The following is an 18,591-nucleotide window of genomic DNA, read 5'->3' as shown; positions in this document are numbered from 1 at the left end:
TGATAATAATGTCACCAAGGTAACATATCGACATTTTCTAACATATTCCCTTTATCCAAAAGGTCATCAAGGTTAATTTCATACTCAACGTATTGGCCATTAACAACACGCATTAATACTGCATCATTGCCATCAGCAAACTCACTTAGACCGCCCACTTGAATCATCACGTCTAAAAGAGTTAAATGTTTTCTATAATTAAGTCCTATTGGATTTGGGACTGCGCTGCCCACCACTTTAACTTGTTCGTAACTAGGCCCTCTAAAGTTACTAACAGAAACGGTCACAACTGGGTCTTTCAAGAATGTAGATAAGGCTTCTTCGAAAGCTCTTGATGCTTGAGCTGGCGTCATACCTGCAACGTGCACATCTTCGATTAGGGTTGTCGAAATTTTACCATCTGGGCGAACTACAAAGGTCCCACTTAAATCTTCATTACGCCACACAAAGATACTTAGTACATCGTCAGGCCCAATAATATACTCATAACTATCAATGTCGATATGGCCTACATTTTTGATTGCCGCAGGAGGAAGCTTATTGCCAACACAAGCACTTAAGGCGGAAAAACAAATGACGAGTAACAAAACTCTTTTTGTAAATGCCTGCATATCCATTTCTCACTCTATTATTTAATCTAAAACCAGTTAAATAATAGCATAGATACTCCCTGTTAAGAAAGACTCAAATTAGCTTTCTTGGGCACAGATGGTCCTTATTTTTCAACCGCTTAAAGTATTAAATTACAAGGCTGTAAAACCTTAATAAAATTTAAGGTATCTATAACCACACCAAAGTATTTAAGGCCTTGTTTCAACTTTTCTACATGTGTATCAGACTAGATTGTATGAAGAAAGATAGTTTTAGGCTGTTTAGCGTGATCACATCAAGCCTTTTGGGTGTTATCGCTTTAATGAACTATATGTAATGTTTAGGCACTAATGATGAAATTAACGTATGAGAAAACATGCGTAACAATTGTTAGTCAACACCATTTAATCAAGCAGATTTTGACTTTCTTCGCGTTTAAAGGCATCTATATTTTAAGTAGGTATACTGACATGTTGACGACATCTAAAGCACTTTTGATTGCATTTTCTTTACTGACACTTGTAGGCTGTGGGTCAAGTGGTGAAGCCGAAGCGCCGCCACCTGCGCCAGTTGAACCTAGCTTTGCGCCTCAGCCCACATTTTGTCCAGCAGGCGATGTCCAGGTTAACGCGTGCACTTCAAGTGTGTCTAACGCGATTCTGGCAAATCAAACGTCAACCTGCACATCTGATGGATCACGTTATGAAGTAGGTGCATGTATTGTGGAGCAGTGTGAAGCAGGCTATATGTTGCAAGACAACGCATGCGTATTAGTGCCAGCATGCGATGCTGGTGACACTCAAACTAATATATGCACCTCGCAAATACCAAATGCAATTTTAGCTGAATCAGTATCAGTATGTAATGCTCAAAGAACAGGCTTTGACACCGGTGCCTGCTCGGTCCAGCAATGTGAAGCTGGTTACATAATAGAAGACAATAGTTGTGTGTTAGCACCTGTCTGTGAGGCTGGCGACGTAGTTGTAGATTCGTGCACACAAAACATACCTAATTCAACAGTTGCAAGTCAGGTGTCCATTTGTAACGCTGAAGGTTCAGGCTTTGAAGTCGGTCCTTGTCAGTTACAACAATGCGCCGATGGCTATGAGTTGGAAAACAACACCTGCGTGGTGCCCCCAATCGTTATTGCTGATGGGCTTGAAATAAGCGCAGAACGGCCTCGCATTTTATTTACACCTACGCGTCTTGAAAGTTATCTATCAAAATTATCAGGCGAAAGTGCCACCGAACCTTTTTCTACTATTTACGACAAAATAGTGGCTCGTGAAGACCAATTTATTGGCAACCCATCAAAAGCGGGCTTAATGAATCTAGCGTTAATATATAAAATAAGCAACGACACCTTGTACTTAAATGCATATTTGGCCGGATTAGAACATCATTTAGAATGGTTATCAGGAAATACGGTAAGACGCTTTGATAACGCTAGCATTGTGAGTATGGATTTACTATGGAATGAAATTCCACAAACTACTAAGCTTAATGTTCTCGAACAAGCAAGTGCTCGGTATAGCGATGTAGAGACAAGCGGGTTTAGCTATCATGGTGCCTTTTTTAGAAATCAATTACTACTTCTCTCGGGGCTTCTCGCAGCGGATGAACTACTTACATTAGATGAAGTTCAGACTAACCAATCAAAGTATTCTTTTTCTCCAACTGAGCAACTAGTTTTTTTACAGTCACAAATTGAAGACCCTAATGGAGAGTTTATACAGTTTGAAAGGCGAATTGCAGGAGACATGACCCATAATTCAGCGCTTCCAGGGGATTTTGGTGGCATGTATGACAATTTTGGATATGACACATCAGAAGAGGCTTTTTCCATGCTTATGATCCGCGCATATCAGGAATTGTTTGACAAGGATATAGCAAATAATTTCTTACACGATAAATATCGTGGGTTGTTCTATCAAAATATGTTAATGCCCAACGGTAATGCACCAAGAATTTGGCGATGGATAACAAGCAGAATTGATGGTCCGGAACGCTATATGGCGCCAATTGCAGCGGACACATATAAAGATGGTCGTATGCAATACTATGCCAACAGAACCATTGACTTGTTTGTCAATGATGATGCCGAATTTATCATCAAAAACGCAGGTTTTACAGCATACTTTCACGATGTTGATGTGCAAGTGATTGAGCCAAGTGAAAATCCAACCTCTAGATATTTTTCAGGTCCTGGATTAGTTCCAATCAGAACTAGTTTCGAAGAAGATTCAGCATATGCATTATTTCTATCGGGTGAAGGAATATCAAGACGTTATGAAGATATAAATTCCTTTACACTTTTTAGAGGAGAGGATGCAGTTGTTCATGCTGGTGCTAGGTTTAGATTTAGTGACATTAATGAAAGACACCACACTTTTTCTAGAATGTCGTTGTCTAAAAATACGGTTCGAGTCCTGGATCCACTAGAGTCCTTGGATACTGATGAAATCGGCAACAGAGGTGATATTTATTCTGGCATCCGTTTATCAAACGAATATAATTTTGGCGGTCAAATAGCTGAAACGCCTGTGCTAGGACTCGGTGGGCAAAGTATACGAAGAAACTCTGTTAATGAAGTCGATAAGCTTTATAACTCCGGTGATATCACTAGGTACGAGCATGTAGAAGGCAAATACACATATACCAGAGGAAAAGGCGAGTTTAATTATACGAAAAAGCTTGAGCACTTTGATCGCGAGTTTGTTTTTATACCACCAGAAACATTTATTACCTTTGACCGACTACAAGTTGCTAATCCTGAGCATAAGAAGATATGGAACATTCATACTGTTTATGAACCTGAATTTACCTCAGGAGATATAGATATCGAGCAAATGGGTATCAAGGTATCAAATAACGGTAAAAGCCTTCTGGCACTAGGGAACCAACAACAGCTCCATGTCACTAACTTATTACCGACAAATAGTGTGATAGAAGTACGCGGTGGAACAAGTTACCTTGCTGAAGATCTCACATTGCAACCTGGGCAAACGATTGAGGAATCTAACATAAAAAATCTCGATACAGGGCGCACTGTTGAATTTATCGTGCAAGGTGATGACTTGGTTGGCTCCCTCACCATAACGGGTGATACCATTGACCAAAACAATGTAAGTGAAACTTTGAACTTTGATGAAAGAACCTATATTACCGTTGAAAGAGGTAACGCTACGGGCGGAAGTAATACTGAGATACAAGATCTCAGTAAGAACTGGGATATCGATGAATTCAAAGGGGCTAGAGTATTTTACAATGCAGGTCGGGCTACCGCTATAATCACTGGTAACAACGAAAATACACTATATGGTGACTTTCCAGAAGGTTGGGATTTCTGGAGGTTCGCAATAGAGAAAGTACTAATTAGCACCGATACAAGGTTTACTAACATAAGTAGTATCAGCACTGACGATATGAATATCAGTGATCTAGATCTTCGTGTGCTACATTATTTTGATGCCGTTGCGGCTGATGGCACTTTGCATTCCTTTGCTCCTCAGTCAGATGGGCAAAATGACCGATATATAGGAGAAAAAGAATATGGACGATATACTTTAAATATAGCGTCTGGTGAAAATTTGACGCAAGACTATTTCCTGAATGTCCTAAATCTCCAAGCATTAAATAGTGAGTTAAAACATCCCGTAAACGTTTCAACTGAAAGTGCAGGAGCATTAGTAATTGCGAACAAACTAGTTGTATTTTCAAAGGCTTTTGATGACATGCCGTCTTCAATTGAATTAGATGTAAATACTGAAAATCTAGAAAGTATTCTATTTATCGGCCTTGCTCAACAAGAACCTTACTTTATTAATGTAAGCCCAAATAAAGTTTCTTTGTCGCCCACAGATAATAATGGTGGGGATAGTTTTGAGACATCAACAATGGGTACACTATCAATAGAGTTTGACTAGAAAAGATGATTACATTGTGCTACTCAACCAGAAACACTTGAGTAGTACAATGTTAGGATATAGGTTTTTGTGCTCTTGCTAGGCTCTTTAGATCTTGCCATTTTGTTTTAAATGCTAGTGCACTTGTTTCTTTGAATCCTCTTCCATAACTATGGGTGTACAGGGTTTCAGTCTCACTAGCAATTTGCGCTTTATAATTACTAGATTTTCCTTCTCCTATTAGTAGGTTTATGCATTCGACATCCTCGTTTAAAAAAGCATAGTCTATCGCATACCCTAGATTTAATTTACCTAATGCGATAGGTAATTTAAGTGAAGCAAACCCAGATTGTATATAATAAAGAGTCTTGTTTACTTTAAGACAAAAAACAATAGACACTATTTCTTTGTTAGTGGTGTTTATAGAAAATGTTTTTGTTTCTACATTAGGACTTAATGCTAAATACCGTTCATAAAATGACTTTACTCTTGTGTCAAATACTCGCTTACCCCATCTTGATTCATGAAACCCTTCAAGCTTATCAAACAACACATCTAAACTAACTGCACTATCATCTACTTCCAAGTTAAGCTCATTAAGCCTTTTAATGTCATTAAAGTATTTTTTGCGAGTATTTCTTCCTAAACTTTTTTTATAATCCAAAGTACATTTTGAAGTTCTAATAACAAAAGAATCTTCTTGTTTCCAAATGAACTGCTTTAACCCTAAACTCTTTGTCAATTTACTTAAACTTTCATTGATACTAAATGTTGCTCTAAGTTCATCGCAAATGGTCAATTGCTTTAGATTTGAAGTAAGCAGCAAATGCTCAATCATTAATTGATTAATCTCATCCACATCTTCTTTTTTAACAATCGGAGAGAGATATTCAGAACGCACTGTAGGAAAACTATCATAATGGTTGCCTAAATAAACGAATCTATCAAAGGTGCCAAAAAGAACTCTGGTTCGCTTCTCTTTAATTAATGGTAAAATCCCCACTAGTTTTTCTGATTTATATACAACAATAATATACAACTCTTGTCCGTTTTTACCTCCCCATTGAATCCACCAAGAGTAAAGCCATGCCCAACTCATGAATAAGGAATTTGCGTAAGTCAGCGGGAGAAGTTTATTCCATTCATTTTTAAGGTGGAAAAATTCTTTTTCAGTACTAATCACATTTATTCGAATGTTTGGGACCATTAAAGTCTTTGCCTTTTGTTAGGTATGTTATTTGCAAACCGTCGATGTGACTAAATGCAAAAAAACAAATTTGACTATTTTTTGTTTGTGCATATTTTAAGATTCTATAAACTATGCTCCACAGGTTACACAGTTACAAAACAATCGCTACATTACAATTTAATTATTCAGAACACCCTACTCACCTAAGAAAATGGATCTAGAAGATAACGTGCCAAATAATAATAGAATTAAATCTGCATGGGTTACATGGGAAAAGCAACCCAGAAATCGTTCGATGTCAGTCTTACTTGAAGCTGATTATCATGAAATAGTCCATCAAAATAATCGCTTGATACGTTACTTTAAGAGTATAAAAGATACCCTCACTATTTTCCGAACAGATTACCACACTTTTTTTGTCCAGAACCCTTCTATTGTTTTATCTTTTGTTGCGGCAATATATTCACGGTTATCAAAAAAGATTTTTATTATTGATGCACATAATGCCGGTGTATATCCAGCCGAAGGGAAATACAAAGCCATCCAAACAATTAATTTATGGATATTACGACAAGTTTCGTTCGTAATTGTGACCAATTCTACTTTAAAAAATACCTCACCAGCAAAAACATCAAAAGCATCGTTTGTACTGACCCATTACCACAATACGATAAAATATTTAGTGAAAAGAAAAAAGCACCAAATGAAGTGCTAATTATATGTTCATGGGCGGAAGACGAACCAATAGAAGAGTATATTGAAGTTGCTAAGAATAATCCTTCTATTACATTTAAATTTAGCGGAAATTATAGAAAATATCCCCAAGCAACGCTCAACAATATATCCAGTAATGTCAGATTATTAGGTTTTGTATCAGAAGATGACTATATAAGTGAAGTATTCACCTCTTCACTCGTTGTTGACTTAACAAAGAGAAAAGACTGTCTTGTCTGCGGCGCTTATGAGGCAATTGCAGCTGGTACGCCCTTATTGCTAAGCGACACATCAGTAAATAAGGAAGTCTTTCTAGATCTTGCCATTTATGTTGATAACAACCCTGAAAATATATCTAAGCAAATTCAAAACTTTTTTGATAAAAAACCTATTGTTGAATTCGAAAGTTTTCGAAACGCTTATGACCAAAAACTAATAGACTCTCGAGACAAAATTGTAGATCTGATAAAATCACTTAGTTAGAGCTAACCAGCTTTTTGTTAACGTAAGCAATCAAGTAGTTCCTTTCAAGTCTTGTAGCTGGAAACAAAAAATAAACTAAAACAAAAGCAGCGCTGCCAAGGATAGCAATCAAAATTAGCGTTAAAAACGAATTAATATGAATTTCACTTTGCATCCAGCTTAGAAGAAAGAACATAATCCCTCCTGAAACTACAGAGGGTAATATACTAATATAAAAGTATTTAAAGCTGGTTATGCCTAGCTCCGAAAAAGCTTTATATGTGTATATTAATTGAAAGAAACCAACAACGGTAAGAGTAGCAATCGCCGCACCAACCACTCCAAATTTATGAGTTAAAGCGATGGTGAGTCCTACATTTATTGATGCAGAAACAGGTGCATATTTTGCGAAAATTCCATGCTTGTTTTGGGATGTCAAGTATCTACTACAAAGAGGATCTAACATTGGGATTAGTGAGCATGCTACTAGTATTGGAATAAGAAAATCTGCATGAACGACCAAGTCTTCACCTACCCATAAGATAATGAAATCTTTCCCCAAACTTAAGACACCGACACTTAACAAAAAAGCAATTGCTACTATAATGCGACTCGACACCATATAGGTCATTTTTATCGATTCAGTCGCCGTTTCTTTGCCATGAAGCTCAGCGAAAAGGGGCATAAACACATGTGTGATTCTAACCACAATATCCTTTGAATAACTTGAAAGCGTAGCTGGTATAGTATAATAGGGTACGGATGCTGGACCTAAGATCGCTCCAATAACGATGCTATCGGTTGCTTTTTCTGCACGTGTTGACAAACCTTGTAATAGAGTTTTCGCACCAAAGGTAAACAAATCTTTAAAATAAGTGAAAGAGAAACTTAATACATTTAGTTTGATATTTATCTCTTTTTTGCTCAAATAAACAAAGAAAATAAGGAACTTCAAAGTCGTACCAATAGTATTGACCAACGCAAGTAAAACGATTGCATTATTAGGGCTAATTAACCAATAAATTATCATCGAACTCACTAAGCTATTTATTATAACGATGGTGTTAGCAATATGATATTTTTGCAGGCCTTCCATCGTGCTTTCGGCGACAAACCCCGGGAAAGAAAGTAAAAGTTGAGTGCCTATGATTATCATAAGTACTTTATAAGCGGTGGCATCAGATTGACTATTTTCCGCCAACCAGTGAGGGAAGTATAAAGCAATAATGAGACAGACGACCGCTAATAATAGTCCAATTATCAACAAAAAAATGAATGCGGTATTAAAAATACCTAACACATTATGTTGCTCTTTTTTTGAATGGTACGTTGCAATGAATCTTGAAATTGCAGGTCGAATGCCCAAATCAAGAATACCCATATAACCAATGATCGCAGTAATTATTTGCCACAACCCGTAATCGTACTTCCCCATATTACTGATAAAAATCGGAGTCATAACAAACATTAACCCCATTTTAACTATCATGGTGGCTAAATTTGAACCAGAGTTAAGTACCAAGCGCTTGATCAAGAGCTTCTCTCATCACTTATATGTGCTAGCTCAACACTGGCGTACCATTGCTGGAACATCAAAATCCCCCATAACTGAGAACCAAAATCATATACTCCCTTCTTGTGTAACTCCCACATTTCAAGAATTAATTCGGTCTTAAATAGACCTTGTTGTTCCAGATTTGATTTAAGTAATAACGATTCAGCCCAATCTAAAAGTTCTCCTCTCAACCAACTATTTACAGGAATTGCAAATCCAACTTTTGGTCTATCTACTAATGACTTAGGGACATATTTATCAAGAACAGACTTAAGCACATGTTTTCCTGATTCATCCCCTAAATTTAAGTGTAATGGGAGTGAAAAAGCATATTCTGCAAAATGGTGATCCAACATTGGTACTCTTGTTTCTAAGCTATTTGCCATCGCAGCTCTATCTACCTTTACTAAAATGTCATCTGGTAGGTACCAATGTATGTCTTGTAACATCATCGATTTATGTAAGCCGTGGGTGTCAGCAGACAACAGCGGGTCATTGAGTGCATAATTTAAAGGGATACTATTTTTGACAAAATTTTCTGGGTCATGCACTAAACTTACAGCATCTTGATAATGTAAAGGCCCTTGAGACGCAAGTTTACGTTCACGTTGCACTTTACTATGCATTAATTCATCGCTAAACGCTCTAAATTTTGGAACGCCAAGTCTAGTCATTTGCATAACTAGTTTAGTTGGCAATTGCTTGATTCTTCTTTTGATTGCTTTGGGTGCTGAATAATGTGTAAAACGATTCGCATATTGCCAATATCGAGAGTAACCGCAAAACAACTCATCCCCACCATCTCCTGATAATGCAACAGTCACATCTTGTTTGGCCATCTTACATAACAAATAAGTGGGTAGTTGAGAGGAATCTGCAAAAGGCTCATCATAAATAGCAGGAATACTTGGAATAAGATTCAAAGCATCATTGGCCGAAACATAACACTCGTTATGTGATGTACCTAAATGCTTAGCGACTTCTTTTGCATGTTCCGCTTCATTGAAACCCTTTTCCTCAAATCCTATACTGAAAGTTTGTATTGGTTTATTAGAGACTTTTTGCATAATTGCTGTTGTTGTAGAGGAATCTATTCCTCCGGACAAAAAAGCCCCAAGCGGTGCATCCGAAATCATCTGTTTCTCAACACTTTTGGTTAGCAATTCATCAGTTTTACTAACTGCTTGTTCAAAGTTGATGTTGTCGTTTTGATATTTGGAAGGCAATATCGACCAATAAGGTTCGACTATACAATCATCTGATTGACTCGGCAGATTTGACAGATCAAATTTAATAAAACTTGCAGGCATCAACTTTCTGACGTTTTTGTAAATCGAGTATGGCGCTGGAATAAAATTATGACGAACAAACAACGCTAGACTGCTTGGATCTATTTCTCTATTAAAATCTGGGTTAGCCCTAAGAGCGTGTAATTCAGAACCAAAAAACAAGCCAGACTCTTGAACAGAATAATACAGTGGTTTTTCGCCAAACCTGTCTCTAATCAGCCAAAGTGAACCTTCAGATTTGTCGTAAACTGATATTGCAAACATTCCATCAAATTGAGAGACAGCTTCTTTGATTCCCCATTTATCAAATGCGCAAAGTAAGACCTCTGTGTCAGACTCGCCAGTAAAGTGAAATCCATCACTTTCCAAGACAATGCGTATATTCTTAAAATTATAAATCTCGCCATTAAATATAATGATGTATCGGCCTGAATGAGATTTCATTGGCTGATGACCTAAAGGAGATAGGTCTTGAATAGCAAGCCGTCTATGCCCAAAAAACAGGTGCCGTCCTTCATCTATGTAAATACCATGGTCGTCAGGACCACGATGTTCTAAAGCATTAGTCATTTTCAATAACGACTCTTCAGACATCCGTTTCTTTGGGCTAACTGCCCCTACAAAACCGCACATGTTACTGTTCCATTTAATTTGTAATAGCGAAGAGGACCCACATTATACACTCTATTTAGTACAAATTGAGACTGGATCATTTATCTAATGAGTTTATTATGTTGGCTGATGATTGTAAAACGTACTTAGAGTAAATCAACAAGTGAAAAAAATATTGTTTGTCATTGACTATTATGAAAATCCAAATGCAGGCACCGAAAACCAGCTTTTTAAACTAGTCAAAAACTTAGATAACAAAGAATGGCAAATCCACTTGCTAGTATTTAAAGATTCGGAATATTTAAAAACCGGAGCGTTTCCTTGTAAATATTCGGTGGTAGGAAAGGTAGGCATTAAAAATCCCTTTGTCTGGATTGCTCTTTTTAAACAAGCCAAATACTTAAAGAAACAAGGTTTTACGTTAGCGCACGTATTTTTTAATGACGCTTCTATCTTGTGCCCGCCCATATTTAGAGCTGTAGGGATTAAAAGCATTATATCAAGAAGAGATATGGGATATTGGTACACTCCTTTATATTTGTTTTGTCTAAGGTTAACAAAATATTTTTTATCTCATGTCATCGTTAATAGTGATGCAGTTGCTGTTATTACAAATAACAAAGAGAAAATACCATTATCGCATATTACTACTATTTATAACGGTTATGAGCTAGAGGCTTATCCCCATTATTTAAGGGATTTTTCATGCAACACGACGACCGTCAACACACCCTTTGAATTAAGAGTTGCGCTGGTTGCTAACATTAGACCTCTTAAAAAAATTGACGATTTAATTGCAGCGTGCGCCCTATTAAAAAATAAAAATGTTACCATTAGATGCCATCATTTTGGCGCAGGCGATTCGGCTGAATTACAAACATTGGTCAAGAAAAATGATGTTGAAGACCTTTTCCATTTTCAGGGGCCTAGTTCATCTTTATATCAAAATCTTAAAGATATGGATGTAGGCGTTCTTTGCTCTGAGTCAGAAGGGTTTTCAAATGCAATTGTTGAGTATATGCTTGCCGGCCTTCCGGTTGTTTGCACAAATGTGGGGGGAACCCTGAAGCCGTTATTGATAACGAAACAGGGTTTTTGTACGAATTTGGTGATGTGGATGGCTTAGCTGATAGGCTTGAAAAACTATATCGCAATAAGAAACTGAGAGAAAAGCTTTCGAAAAATGCCGCGCACATATCGAGACTACAATTTGGTATTAAAACAATGTTAAACGAACACAATGCACTTTACTCAAAACTGCTGCTGGGAAGCGAAAAATGATACCCAAAATTAGGAAGTTCCTACGCCAAAGCGATTTTTTTCAATGTTATTATCGATAGTTGCTGACATGCCGCTTTCAGATAAAATTAGACTGAAGGCTTGTTTTTTGTTTCTACAATCAGAAGGCGCAAGAAATAAGCAAAGCCAAGTTATCTCGACTGCAATCGATTTAGTATCAAAGTTCTCACAAAAAGACAACGCAGATATAGGCAAAAGTGCGGTAATAAAAGCGCCCAGATTTGACAATGCTAGTGTAGTTGAAAAGGGTATTATCATCATCGGGTTTGAGCATGAACTAGACAAGCTTGCTAAATTCAAGAATCTCGATATCGTTTTAGATAAATACGATGTTCTATTTCTACCTACATGGCAGCCTTTTTTTAGCAAAGAGCTTTTGCGTTTTATGTCAAGAGCCCCGGACTCTTTGGTCTTAATGCCTTCAAGCGAGCAATGTTATTTTAATGGCCTGTTTAACACGATGATAAAGCGAATTTTGCCATTCCATGCTTCTAGTTGGGTGAACGGAGATTTGTTTAAACCCAAATTGAAAGATATCGATATCCTGATGGTGGCTAATTTCTCTGTATATAAACGGCATTACCTTTTGTTTGAGGCATTACAAAACCTTCCAGAATCACTAAATGTTGTTTTAATTGGAAGGCCTCTTGGCAATAGGACACTTGATGTTTTGTTAAAGGAAGCTGCTTCCTATGGTGTAGAAAATAGATTCACAGTATTGGAAGCGCCTGACAATGAAGTAGTAATAGATCATCTATGCAGAGCAAAACTTGTTTTAGGCCTAAGTGGGCGTGAAGGTTCATATGTTTCATTAGCTGAAGCATTATTCGCCAACTGTGCCGTTGGCTTATACCAAGACGCAGTAGTGGGTACGAAAAATTACATTAACCCTAAAACAGGGTTTCTTCTTACCCCAAGCATTCCGTTAGACTTGCAAATAAAAGAATGTTTGCACTTATCCGATAGCTTAAAACCAAGAGAGTGGGCACTACAAAACATTAATAGTAAAGATAATGTAAAACGACTAAATAAGTTATTGAAATATGAAGCTCATAAACATAACAGGTTGTGGGAGCGAGACTGCGACGAGTTTTATATACAAAGTTTTAATTTTGTTCCTTTTAGAGGCCATTGGAGCACTGAGGTCGATGACGCGGTCAATGATCTTTCGACTCTTGGAATCACTTTTAAGCATCAACGCCTATGAACATTAAAAAATTTCTTACTAGCAACAAATTAGCGTTACTAACGGCAAAGTTCTTAACAAGAAACAAACCTAAAATACTAATGTATCATAATTTTTGTCGGGAACCTGAGAAAGGAAAAGTTGATATTCGCAAATTCGAACAACAAATGAAGACCTTAAAACATGCTTACAATGTTTTATCTTTGTTAGACCTTTCAACTGCAATACGCAACAAATCAGTACCTGCAAATGCAATAGTACTCACGATTGATGACGGTTTTTTAGACTTTTACAAATATGCATATCCGATTTTAAAAAAACTAAATATGCCGGCAACTTTCTTTGTAACTTGCGACTTTATAGATGGAAAAGACTGGCTATGGCCAGATAAGTTAAAATGGATACTAAAATCAACGTCAAATAAGTCCAGCACATTTAGCTTTAATAATAAAACGCTTAACTTGCAGTTTAAAGATTTAAACCAGTACTGCCTGTCAATTGAGCATAGAGAAAAATTAGAGTTTATCGATGCACTGGCAGAGTATTTGGAAATCGAAATTCCTCAATCACCGCCTAATGAATTTGAAGCTTGCAATTGGGCGCAATTGAAAGAAATGCAAGAAAATGGCATTGAGATTGGTTCTCATACTATGACCCATCCGTCATTATCAAAAATGCCTTTAAATCAAGCTAAATTTGAAATCGAGGAATCTTTGAAAAGAATAAATGACCAATTAGGGCGACAGCCTAGAACTTTTTGTTATCCAAATGGAACGCCTGCAGATTATAGTAATGAGATAAAAGAATTAGTCGCAAGCGCAGGTTACCAAGCTTGTGTTACTGCTTTTTCTGATAAACACGATTTAACAATACCTTTTTCCATAGCGCCGATTTTCTGGTGATGGAGAAAAACTACACTTTTCTAAAGTAATTACCGGTATGGAATGGTTAGAAAATTTCTTACTACGAAAATCACTATGCAATTTTTAGATGAATATTTCACAACAAAACGAATCTAAACAAACTGGCGCAGCATTTTGGCTCTTTATGTTATTTATTCTAGAGTTTTTTTTGCGCTCATCTAGTCGCATTGATGGAATTGGAGTAATTCGCCCTACTCTGTTACTAGTAATTTTTGTTATCATTGGGATCCTATCAAGCCCAAAAAAACCATCCTTGACCCAAGAAAGTTCGGAAGGAAAATTCATTTTGTGGATTTTCATCGCATACATACTCTTAAGTCTACCATTAGTTGAATACCCAGGAAGTGTACTTAGAGTCAATATTCCAGAATGGATAAAGGCCAGTGTATTTTTCTTTTTTACGATTGCTTTAGTAGACACGAAGCACAAACTAAATGTCACTATTATTGTATTTTCTTTGACTCAAATATTTAGAGTGCTTGAACCATTGTATTTAAATGTCACTTCTGGCTATTGGGGAGGAGATACATATCTGGGTGGTGGAGAGTTTTATGGGCGCTTGGCTGGGTCACCATATGATGTCATCAATCCTAATGAATTAGGCTTTGTAATCGTTTACACCATGACATTTTTGTTTTTTTATTTTAGAAAAGATTCTGTCATTAAAAAAGTGCTAATCACAGCCTTATTAGGGGCTTTTTTGTATGCTTTAGTTTTAACAATGTCTAGAGGTGCATTCGTTGTTTTAATTGTATTGACTTGGATTGTTATTCGGAAGTCAAAGTATAAAAGTGTCGTTATTGCTATAGCGTGTGTTGCAGCGATTGGGTTTTGGTCACAAATGGATGCCACTCAGAAGGCAAGGTATACCTCAATCTTTGGTGAGTCTGAGTTTAGCAGTTCTCGTGAAGGTCGAATCAATGGGATGATAAAAGAATTTCAACTTGGTTTTAGAAAACCAATTTTTGGTCACGGACTAGGCACAACTTCTGAAGCGAAATTTCACAACTACGGAAAATTGCAAGCCAGCCACAATATGTACGCAGAGATTATTATAGAGACAGGTCTTGTGGGTTTTGGACTATTTATGTACTACATTTTTGTTGTGAGAAAAAAACTTAAAAGTTTTTCTCAGTTGGAGAGTGAAGATGCTCAAAGAACCCACAAAACATTAAATACCTTATTCTGGATTTACGCGATTTACAGCATCAACTACTGGGGATTGTCTCAATTCTATTGGTACTTTTTGGGAGGGCTCGCTTTTGCTAGTGCTAGTATCTTCGCTAATGAATCTGCGTCAGAGCAAAACCCGACGATTCAGAAAAAATCTGCCCACAAGGGATTTGCTAGGAAAAAGGCAATCAGAAGACTCAATTAGCACGGTTTTATTTAATGAACCGCTATTGATGTGTACAACTTATTGTAATTATTAAACATTTTCTCCGCAGTATAACTTCTTGAAAAACGAGCTATTAATATACCGCTTATCTTATTTATCACCTCGTCCGAGGTACTTACAAACTTTCCTATCGTTTCGGTAATCGCTTGTATGTCAGTACCTTGGGTCAAAAAGGGGTAATCTTCACCTAATACTTCAGGAATTGCTCCTACGGGAGTTGAAATTATAGGCAAACCAACTCTCATTGCTTCTAGCAGAACAATAGGCAACCCCTCTGTATAAGATGAAATAATCAAAGCATCGTAGTCATCAAAAAGACGGTACGGCTTATCCACAAATCCTTTCAAAATTACTCTTTCTGTCAAAGATTTACTACAAATTTCGTGCTCCAGGCTTTCTTTTAATATTCCATCGCCCATAATATCTAACCGCAAATCCTCAAAACGCCCAAAAGCATTCACGAGGTGATTAAATTGTTTTTCGGGGCTCAAACGGCCAATCGATAAAAAACGGTGACTTTTTGAAGTTTCTATTCCCTCATAGTTATTGGATTCAATGCCATTTGCGATTATCTTTGTATTGCACATGGACAAATAAAAAGGAAAACTATTTTTAGTTTGTTTATTTAAGACACAAACGCTGTCAAAAAACATACAAGAAATTTTATCTACAATTTCATAGATGAATTTTTTAGTTAATATTGGGGGATTCAAAAACCCATGAACCGTAGTAACTGTTTTAATGCTTTTTAATTGATTCTTACATAGCGCAAGTAAGATATTAAATTTGTAGCCGTGAGAATGCATGATTTGGATATTGTGGTCTTCTGCCCACTGGATTATATCTCGCATCCCTTTTAAATTTATTCCTGGTTTCATTCGCCAACGAAGTACATTCAAACCAGCACGTCTCGCTTCCTCTTCAACGGCTTGCTCTGAAGCACCAATAGGAGCGCAGTTTAAAACATACACCTCATCACCGTATTGTTTCTGGTAACTTGCTAGAGTCACAAGCATCTTTTCTGCGCCGTAAAGTCCGCCTGAATCTATCAGATGAAGAATTCTCAAGGTAATGCCTTTTACAAAGTTAAAACTTTATTACTTAAGCTATAGAATACTGAATATAAAGCATTTAAACTATATAAAAGTTTATTTATGGAATTTAAAGATTATGGATCGCATTTGCGTTATTGGTTTAGGCTATGTGGGATTGCCTTTGGCTGTTGAGTTCGGAAAGCAAACAGATACTATAGGGTTTGATATTAATACTGATAGAATAGCTGAACTAGAGAGTGGTAAAGACTCTACCCTTGAAGTTAGCTCAGACGAATTGGCTGAAGCGGTAAACCTAACTTTCACTGCAAATAATCAAGACATTGCCAATTGTAATATTTATATAGTAACAGTACCCACGCCAATTGATGAACATAATCAGCCTGACTTGAGCCCTCTTATTTCAGCCAGTAAAATGTTGGGTGGCGTCATTAGCAAGAATGATATTGTTATTTACGAATCGACAGTATATCCAGGTGCAACAGAAGAAACGTGCATACCACAACTTGAAAAATATTCAGGCCTAACATTTAACAAAGATTTTTTCGCAGGATATTCGCCTGAAAGAATTAACCCTGGTGATAAGACGCATCGACTACCCAATATCTTAAAGGTGACCTCAGGCTCCACTGACGAAATCGCAGAAAAAGTTGATAATCTTTACGCAAGCATCATTACGGCCGGCACCTACAAAGCCTCCTCTATTCGGGTTGCTGAGGCAGCTAAAGTCATAGAAAACACACAACGTGATTTGAACATCGCGCTAATAAATGAATTAGCAATGATATTTAAAAGAATGGGAATTGATACACTAGAGGTATTAGAAGCTGCTGGAACTAAATGGAATTTCTTACCATTTAGGCCAGGGTTAGTAGGCGGACACTGCATTGGCGTAGACCCTTATTACCTTACACACAAAGCCCAGACTCTTGGGTATCACCCTGAAATTGTGCTTGCAGGGCGACGTTTGAACGATGGTATGAGCAATTTTGTAGCTTCAGAGCTTGTTAAAGCAATGTTAGCAAAATCAATTACCGTGAAGGGAGCAAGAGTACTAGTGATGGGACTTACTTTTAAAGAAGATTGTCCAGACTTACGCAACACTAAAGTGGTTGATGTAGTCAATGAACTAGAGCAATACGGAATTGTAGTGGATGTCACCGATCCTTGTTGTGATAAACAAGAAGCTAAACATGAATACAATTTAGATTTAGTTGACCCGGAAGCGAATCAATACGACGCAATCGTTTTAGCGGTAGGACATAAAGAATTCAAGGAACTTGGGATAGATGCGATCAGATCATATTGTAAAGTACAGTCTGTCTTGTATGACCTAAAATATATTTTTGATAAAAGCGATACAGACATAAGGTTGTAGGGTATGACGAGTAAATTCCAAGAAGTAACAGCTGTTTTACAAAAAGTCCCACAACGTTGGTTAATCACTGGTGTGGCAGGCTTTATTGGTTCAAATCTGCTGGAGACATTATTAAAGCTCGACCAAATCGTTATTGGCCTTGATAACTTTGCTACTGGTCACGCCAAAAATCTTGAAGAAGTAAAGACGAGTGTTTCAAAAGCGCAGTGGCAAAACTTTACCTTTGTTGAGGGTGATATCACTAATAAGCAAACTTGTGATGATGTCACCAAAGGTATCGATTTTGTTTTACATCAAGCGGCTTTAGGATCTGTTCCGCGCTCAATTAATGACCCAGTTGCAACAAATGCAGCAAATATTACGGGCTTCTTGAACATGTTAACGGCGGCAAAAGATGCGAACGTGAAAAGTTTCGTTTATGCTGCTAGTAGTTCTACATACGGTGATCACCCTGCCCTACCAAAAGTTGAAGATAATATAGGTAAACCGTTATCTCCATATGCGGTAACCAAGTATGTCAATGAGCTATATGCAGAGGTTTTCGCTCGCACCTATAATTTTAAAGCAATCGGTTTACGCTATTTTAACGTTTTTGGGAAGAGACAAGATCCAAATGGAGCATATGCCGCTGTTATCCCTAAATGGACTTCGGCTTTACTCAAAGGTGAACCTGTTTATATAAATGGTGATGGTGAAACTAGCCGAGACTTCTGTTACATCGCCAATGTAGTACAAATCAATATTTTATCTGCTCTTGCTGAGGATACTAGTAAGAATGAAGTATTTAACGTGGCGTTGGGTGACAGAACAACGCTTAACGAATTATACAATGCTATCCAATCTGCGTTAAACAAAGAAAACATAGCCAGTGACGCCAAACCTCTCTACCGTGAATTCAGAGCCGGTGATGTCAGACATTCTCAAGCTGATATTTCAAAAGCACAATCCTTGCTTTCATATGCTCCTACACATCGAATATCACAAGGTATAGAAGAAGCTATGCGTTGGTATATAAACGATATTCAAAAATAGACGCA

12 protein-coding genes and 1 pseudogene are annotated in these 18,591 nt (G+C 37.2%); 8 read left to right on the top strand and 5 right to left on the bottom strand.

Annotated features, from left to right (window positions below):
• Positions 1-11: 11 nt before the first annotated feature.
• Positions 12-617: a polysaccharide biosynthesis/export family protein gene (locus tag ACZ1G6_RS03915; RefSeq protein WP_472618155.1), complete on the bottom strand. Its 606-nt coding sequence runs from the start codon at positions 615-617 to the stop codon at positions 12-14.
• Between the two features lie 327 nt (positions 618-944).
• Here ACZ1G6_RS03915 and ACZ1G6_RS03910 point away from each other — a divergent pair, with 327 nt between their 5' ends.
• On the top strand, positions 945-4,517 hold the full coding sequence (locus tag ACZ1G6_RS03910) for a hypothetical protein (RefSeq protein ID WP_472618154.1): 3,573 nt from the start codon (positions 945-947) through the stop codon (positions 4,515-4,517).
• A 52-nt stretch (positions 4,518-4,569) separates the two neighbouring features.
• Here the strand turns inward: ACZ1G6_RS03910 and ACZ1G6_RS03905 are convergent, their stop codons facing one another.
• Positions 4,570-5,703 (bottom strand): GNAT family N-acetyltransferase, encoded by a 1,134-nt coding sequence (locus ACZ1G6_RS03905; protein WP_472618153.1) that lies wholly within the window; start codon positions 5,701-5,703, stop codon positions 4,570-4,572.
• Positions 5,704-6,243: 540 nt separating this feature from the next.
• Between ACZ1G6_RS03905 and ACZ1G6_RS03900 the strand changes: the two genes are divergently transcribed.
• A complete protein-coding gene (locus tag ACZ1G6_RS03900) occupies positions 6,244-6,882 on the top strand; it encodes a glycosyltransferase (RefSeq protein ID WP_472618152.1) in 639 nt (212 codons plus the stop codon).
• Here ACZ1G6_RS03900 and ACZ1G6_RS03895 read toward each other — a convergent pair.
• Positions 6,875-8,395 (bottom strand): oligosaccharide flippase family protein, encoded by a 1,521-nt coding sequence (locus ACZ1G6_RS03895; RefSeq protein WP_472618151.1) that lies wholly within the window; start codon positions 8,393-8,395, stop codon positions 6,875-6,877. The two genes, ACZ1G6_RS03900 and ACZ1G6_RS03895, sit on opposite strands and share 8 nt — an antisense overlap.
• Complete coding sequence (asnB, locus tag ACZ1G6_RS03890) at positions 8,392-10,338, bottom strand: asparagine synthase (glutamine-hydrolyzing) (protein ID WP_472618150.1); 1,947 nt, start codon at positions 10,336-10,338, stop codon at positions 8,392-8,394. Before asnB ends, ACZ1G6_RS03895 begins: the two co-directional genes overlap by 4 nt.
• 142 nt (positions 10,339-10,480) lie before the next feature.
• On the opposite strand from asnB, the pseudogene ACZ1G6_RS03885 reads away from it, so the two are divergent.
• From ACZ1G6_RS03885 to ACZ1G6_RS03870, 4 genes and pseudogenes are all read left to right on the top strand, one after another.
• Positions 10,481-11,598: pseudogene (locus tag ACZ1G6_RS03885) on the top strand (glycosyltransferase).
• A 106-nt stretch (positions 11,599-11,704) separates the two neighbouring features.
• On the top strand, positions 11,705-12,823 hold the full coding sequence (locus ACZ1G6_RS03880; protein WP_472618149.1) for a glycosyltransferase: 1,119 nt from the start codon (positions 11,705-11,707) through the stop codon (positions 12,821-12,823).
• Positions 12,820-13,704: a polysaccharide deacetylase family protein gene (locus ACZ1G6_RS03875; RefSeq protein WP_472618148.1), complete on the top strand. Its 885-nt coding sequence runs from the start codon at positions 12,820-12,822 to the stop codon at positions 13,702-13,704. Before ACZ1G6_RS03880 ends, ACZ1G6_RS03875 begins: the two co-directional genes overlap by 4 nt.
• 88 nt (positions 13,705-13,792) lie before the next feature.
• Positions 13,793-15,103, top strand: a complete 1,311-nt coding sequence (locus tag ACZ1G6_RS03870) for an O-antigen ligase family protein (protein WP_472618147.1) — start codon at positions 13,793-13,795, stop codon at positions 15,101-15,103.
• An 11-nt stretch (positions 15,104-15,114) separates the two neighbouring features.
• Here ACZ1G6_RS03870 and ACZ1G6_RS03865 read toward each other — a convergent pair whose 3' ends face one another.
• A complete protein-coding gene (locus ACZ1G6_RS03865; RefSeq protein WP_472618146.1) occupies positions 15,115-16,191 on the bottom strand; it encodes a glycosyltransferase in 1,077 nt (358 codons plus the stop codon).
• Between the two features lie 103 nt (positions 16,192-16,294).
• Between ACZ1G6_RS03865 and tviB the strand changes: the two genes are divergently transcribed.
• The gene (tviB, locus tag ACZ1G6_RS03860) at positions 16,295-17,554 is read left to right on the top strand and encodes a Vi polysaccharide biosynthesis UDP-N-acetylglucosamine C-6 dehydrogenase TviB (RefSeq protein WP_472618145.1); all 1,260 of its coding nucleotides are present in this window, start codon (positions 16,295-16,297) and stop codon (positions 17,552-17,554) included.
• Positions 17,555-17,557: 3 nt separating this feature from the next.
• A complete protein-coding gene (locus ACZ1G6_RS03855; protein WP_472618144.1) occupies positions 17,558-18,586 on the top strand; it encodes an NAD-dependent epimerase/dehydratase family protein in 1,029 nt (342 codons plus the stop codon).
• Positions 18,587-18,591: the final 5 nt, after the last annotated feature.

It is taken from the genome of Glaciecola sp. HA4-3, assembly GCF_055693685.1.
The sequence above is the reverse complement of the archived record's forward strand: the minus strand, read 5'-3'. Positions and strand labels throughout refer to the sequence as shown.